The following is a 5,180-nucleotide window of genomic DNA, read 5'->3' as shown; positions in this document are numbered from 1 at the left end:
GAAGACTGCAGGAGGCTCTGGTCGCCGGTCAGCTTCGCATAGGCGTACCACTGGAAGATGTACTTGCTCGGGCTGTCGCCCCACTCCGTGACCCCGGGTACCGGTGGCCTCGAGTCCGTCCCTCCCTGGGTCGTCGAGGTCTGCGGGTTCCCCCAGGTGATGAACGGGTCCCCGTTGGGGATGTTGACGTAGAGGTCCGGCGCGTTGTGGTTCGAGGCGAGTTCGGTTGCCTCGGCACTGGCTGTGAGGATCCCGCGGAAGAGGTTGGGGAACAGGCTGTAATAGGCGCGATAGCCATAGGCCTGGATGTCGGTTGTCCTGCCCATGCCCGACACGCCGCCAGCTCCCGTGTCCTGGAACCCGAACAGGTGGGTTCCTGGCGTCGAGGCGCCTAGGTGCTGGCCCGGGCCGGCGTAGGGGAAGCCGGTGGGAACCACACTGTTGCTCACGAGCCCGCCTTCCCAGAACGAGTTCTGGAACACGAGCATCGACAGCTCATTCAAGGCCGATGTGCGCAGGACCGCGGGGTACGTCGGGTCAGTGGCGACTGGGTTCCACCATCCCTGCACAGCGCTGAGTGCCGCGCCATGTCCCAGCAGAGCGTCATGGGCTATGGCGAAGCTCTGGTGGAAGGGGTAGGTGCCCTGGACGTACTCGTTCTGGGCGTTCTCCTGCGCTCCATAGAAGTCGGTGTATCGGCGCATCCAGGTCGTCTGATTGTTGTCGAAGCCGACCTGCGGGAAGTCCCAGGCGAGGGCGAACGGCACCGTGGCGACCTGCCCCGGCGAAAGGTTCACCGAGACGGAGACGGCTCCGGCCGAGGAGCTTGCGTCGATGGGCTTGTCGGGAAGACTTCCGTCCGCTGTGAAGGGCGCGTAGACGTCCGATCCGTCCCCGTTCGCGTTCCAAGAGGTGGTGTAGGACACCTTTTGTCCTGCCTGCGGCATCGCGGCAAGAGTCCATTCTGAATTCGCAGCATCAGGGGTGTTTCCGGGGTCATCGGCGCTCATCGTGACGGCTTGCACCCCGTCCGTGCTCTGGTAGTGGCTGCTGAACCCCTGGCGGACGGTTGCGGGCGGCGTGGCAACGGTCGGGTCAGCCAAGGTCCCGGCGACATGGTCGGGGGCGTTCGGCATGGTGAACATCACCGACATCTTCGCGGGATCAGAAGTGTGGTTAGCGATGCGGACGTCGAAGTACACCACGGGCAGGGAAGTCCGCTGGTCCTCTTTTGCGACGATAGGGGAGAAGAACCGCATCGAAACGTCCGTCTTGAACGGCGTGTAGCTCATCCAACCGAACGGATACAGAGCGGCATAGCTCCCCTCACCCGGTTGGAGCGCGTTCCACGCCGGGAGCGGGGATCCCCAGGACCGCTGTGCCACGGGACCTTGGGTGCCGACTCGCTGGGGGCCGTCAGTGGCAAGGGTCCGGACGGTGGCGGGATCGTTGCCGATCTGCTCGCGGACATGGAAGGCCGCCTGCGGCAGGATCCTGGTTTCCCAACTGCTGCCCTGCTGTCCACCGAAGTTCCACGGGCCGAACGTGCCCGCCTGGTTGATCATGAACGAGCCGGCGCCGACCCCGCCGACTGGGATGCCCAGCCCCGGGACGGACATCGGGTAGTTCCCAAAGATCGAATCGGCCGCACTCGGCGCAGCCCCCTGGCACTCCTGGGCGGCAGGCGCCGGCGCGCAGGTCCCGGGGTCGATCTCACCGAGCGGTCTGACCAGCGCCGCGTCGGGCACGGGGAAGTAGTCCCGGATGGTAGTGGCTGCGGCCCGCGGAGCCGGCAGCGCAACCTGCCAGCACGCGAGTCCTGCTGTGACGACGAGAAGGAAGGCGAGCATTCTCCGGCCGGTCATCGCACCGGTGCCCCATTGCAACCATGGCATAAGCAACTCCAACGTCTCGCGAAGGATCGAACCGACAGGGACAAAGGCAGGAGCTGAGGGATCGGCCGGTTCGGTATCGGGGTCCCGCGGGAAGCCGAGGCAGACGCGTAATGGCGGCCCGCGAAGTCCTCGGCCCCAATGGGCTCGTGGCTGACTAGCCCAGAAACCTTGCGGCTGCTGGGAAGATAACGTTTTACGCGAAAAGGCTAGTGGTCGAGATGCTTCTCGGTCAAGGCATCCGGACGCATTTCTTGAAACGTCCCACGCGACTCGTTGGCTGCTCGTCGCGGCCACGATGGGCGGCTTGGAACACGGTGAGGGGTACCCCCTGATCGCCGCCGGCAGCCGGTCGTGTTCGAAACTCGGGTCGCAACAAGATTCTTTAAATAAAAATACCGTTGCAGCGCGGAATTTATGCTAGCGTCAAGCCCCAGCACCTAGCGGCTGTTAGGACGAGCACTCAGATCGAGGAGGATCTTGATGTCAGAAACACGGAAGTCGCCGGCCCACGCATCGGGGAACGCGTCGAAAGGGGCCGTCCCCGAAACCACCTTGGCCTCCGCATTGGAGCGCGGCACTACGGTCACGGCGTCCCCCGCGGCAGTCCCCATCAACCGGGACATTGCTCCCGCGACGGTAATGGCCGACGCCCGCGCTGAACTCCCGCGCGTGGGCGGGATGTTCATCGCCGGCCTCACGCTCGCGACCTTCGCCGCCATGATGGCGTTCATCCTCCCGACGGCGTTTTCGCTCTCCGTGGCGCTCGCCCGGATCGCGCCCGGCCAGGAGCAGGTGCTCGGCGGCCTCGCCTCCGTCGGCGCGCTCGGAGGCATGCTCACCGGTCCCGCCTTCGGCATCTGGAGCGACCGCACCCGGTCGCGCTTCGGGCGGCGCCGCCCGTTCCTGGCCGGCGGGGCCGTCGTCGGCCTCGCGGGCCTCGTCGTCCTCGGCATGGCCAACAGCGTGGGATCGCTCTATATGGGCTGGATTGTCACGGTCCTGGGCCTGAACACGGTGTCGCTGGCTTTGACCAACATCCAGGCCGACCGACTGCCGCAGGCCCAGCGCGGACGCGTGGCCGGTCTGACCGGCTTCGCAACGATGACGGCTCCCGTCATCGGAGTCGGACTTGCCGTCGGCCTCGTCCGCAACCAGTTCCTGCTCTTCGTCGTCCCCGGCATGATCGCCGCTGTGCTCGTGATCCTGCTCGGGCTCTTCATGAAGGACCCCGATACACGGGGCAAGGTGCTGGCACCGCTCTCGTTCGCGTCCGTGGGCGCCAAATACGTGTTCAACCCGCGCAAGCACCGGGCCTATGCGTGGAACTGGCTCGGCCGGCTCGTCTTCTTCATGGGCATCACCGGCAGCACCACCTTCACGACCTTCTTCTTCGCCCAGCGGCTGAACATGCCCGTCCAGCAGGTCGCTGGCGTCATGGCGACCATCTCACTGCTCGGGATCGTCGGCGGTGTGGTCGGCGGCCTGGGCAGCGGGTTCCTCTCGGACAAGATCAAGCGCCGGCGCATCTTCATCCTCGTCGGAGCCGTGGGTTTCGCTGCCGGTTCCGTCATCCTCGCGCTGGCCGACAATATGGCGGGCCTCGGCATCGGCATCCTCGTCAGCAACCTGGGAGTCGGCGTCTTCAGCGCGGTCGATCAGGCGATCGTCCTCGACGTCCTGCCGGAGCGCGACACCGATGCCGGCCGCTACACGGCGCTCATGGCCTTCGCGCAGGGCATCCCGAACGTCATCGCACCCGTGGTTGCGGCGTTCGTCATCACGATCGGCGCCGCGGGGGATGCCAAGAACTACACCCTGCTCTACTTCCTGACGGCCGTGTTCGCTCTCGCCGGGGCCGTCATCATCTTCGCTAGGGTCAAAGCGGTCCGCTGAGCCGATCCCCGAGACCGCACGCCCACACCCGACCATTCCGGAGCCCCCTGTGACCGCACTGAACTTCAACGACGACTGGAGCGTCGCCCCGCAGATCAGCCTGTTCGCCAAGCTGGGCGGAGCAGATGTGTCGACGGCCGTCACGTTGCCTCACGATGCCCTCATCTCAACGCCACGGGCGCCGGAGAATCGTGGCAAAGGCGGGTACTTCCCGAGCGCCGCGTTCCAGTACTCGAAGAGGTTCGACGTGCCTGAGGAATGGCGGGGCAAGCACGTTACGCTCCACTTCGACGGCGCGTACAGGGACGCGATGGTCTACGTGAACGACGCCCTTGCGGCGAACCGCCCGAACGGCTACGCACCGTTCGACGCGGTGCTCGATCCGTACCTTCGCTTCGGCGAATCGAACGCCGTCCGGGTGGACGTGCGAACCCACGACGACTCCCGCTGGTACGCAGGCGCCGGCATCTACCGTGACGTACGGCTCGAGGTGCGCGAGCCTGTGCACATCCGCGCGAGCCAGCTGCAGGTGAGGACTCCGACGGTCGACGACGAACTGGCCACTTTCGAGGTCGCCTTCCCCGTGGACAATCTGAGCGGCGAGACCCGCACTGTCGATGCGCGAGTCGTGCTCATCGCACCAGACGGGCAGCAGGCGGCCGAGGCCGTCGAGCCCGTCACGGTGCTCCCACGCGCGTGCGCTGACGTGCGGATCCGCCTCTACGTCGAAGCGCCCGAGCGCTGGAGCGTCGACCACCCGCGGCTGTACCAGGCCCGGATCGAGCTGCGTGACGGCGACACGACGTTGGACGCGAACACCCTCCGCGTGGGGGTGCGCACCGTGCAGCTTGATCCCCGGCGGGGGCTGCGCATCAACGGCGTTCCGCTGAAACTGCGGGGCGCCTGCATCCACCATGACAATGGTCCACTCGGTGCAGCCGCGTTCGGCGATGCCGAGTTCCGCAAGATCCGGCTGCTGAAAGAGGCGGGGTTCAACGCGATCCGCAGCTCCCACAACCCGATCAGCGAGGCCATGCTCGATGCGTGCGACGAGCTGGGCATGATCGTGATGGACGAGTCCTTCGACGTTTGGACCGTGCAGAAGTCATCGTTCGACTATTCGGTGTCGTTCTCCGACTGGTGGGAACGGGACCTGGAGGCGATGGTCTTCCGTGATCGCACCCACGCCAGCGTCCTCTTCTACTCCATCGGCAACGAGATTCCTGAGACAGGCGATCGCTTCGGAGCCAGCCTTGGCCGGCGCATGGCCGAGAAGGTACGCTCGCTCGACCCCGATCGTTTCGTCACCAACGGGATCAACGGCTTCGTCTCCGTGATCGATGACGTGGTGAAGATGATGGGCGCAGGTGCCTTCGGCGAGGCATCCGGGAC

Annotated in this window: 3 protein-coding genes; 2 read left to right on the top strand and 1 reads right to left on the bottom strand. The window is 65.8% G+C overall.

From position 1 onward, the window contains the following. Positions 1-1,895, bottom strand: a 1,895-nt coding sequence (locus LK10_RS08365; protein WP_156144098.1) for a GH116 family glycosyl-hydrolase, incomplete at its 3' end; no start/stop codon positions are given. A 480-nt stretch (positions 1,896-2,375) separates the two neighbouring features. Between LK10_RS08365 and LK10_RS08360 the strand changes: the two genes are divergently transcribed. Then, complete coding sequence (locus tag LK10_RS08360; protein WP_081998387.1) at positions 2,376-3,788, top strand: MFS transporter; 1,413 nt, start codon at positions 2,376-2,378, stop codon at positions 3,786-3,788. A 49-nt stretch (positions 3,789-3,837) separates the two neighbouring features. Then, the coding region (locus LK10_RS08355) for a glycoside hydrolase family 2 protein (protein ID WP_043122330.1) at positions 3,838-5,180 on the top strand (1,343 nt) is incomplete at its 3' end.

The sequence above is a fragment of the Sinomonas humi genome (genome assembly GCF_000802235.1).
GTDB lineage: Bacteria > Actinomycetota > Actinomycetes > Actinomycetales > Micrococcaceae > Sinomonas > Sinomonas humi.
Note: the sequence above shows the minus strand (reverse complement) of the source record. Positions and strands in the feature narration are given on the sequence as shown.

Excerpts from the sequence above, each read along its gene's own strand:
- LK10_RS08360 (WP_081998387.1), top strand. The coding sequence starts at position 2,376 with ATGTCAGAAACACGGAAGTCGCCGGCCCACGCATCGGGGAACGCGTCG.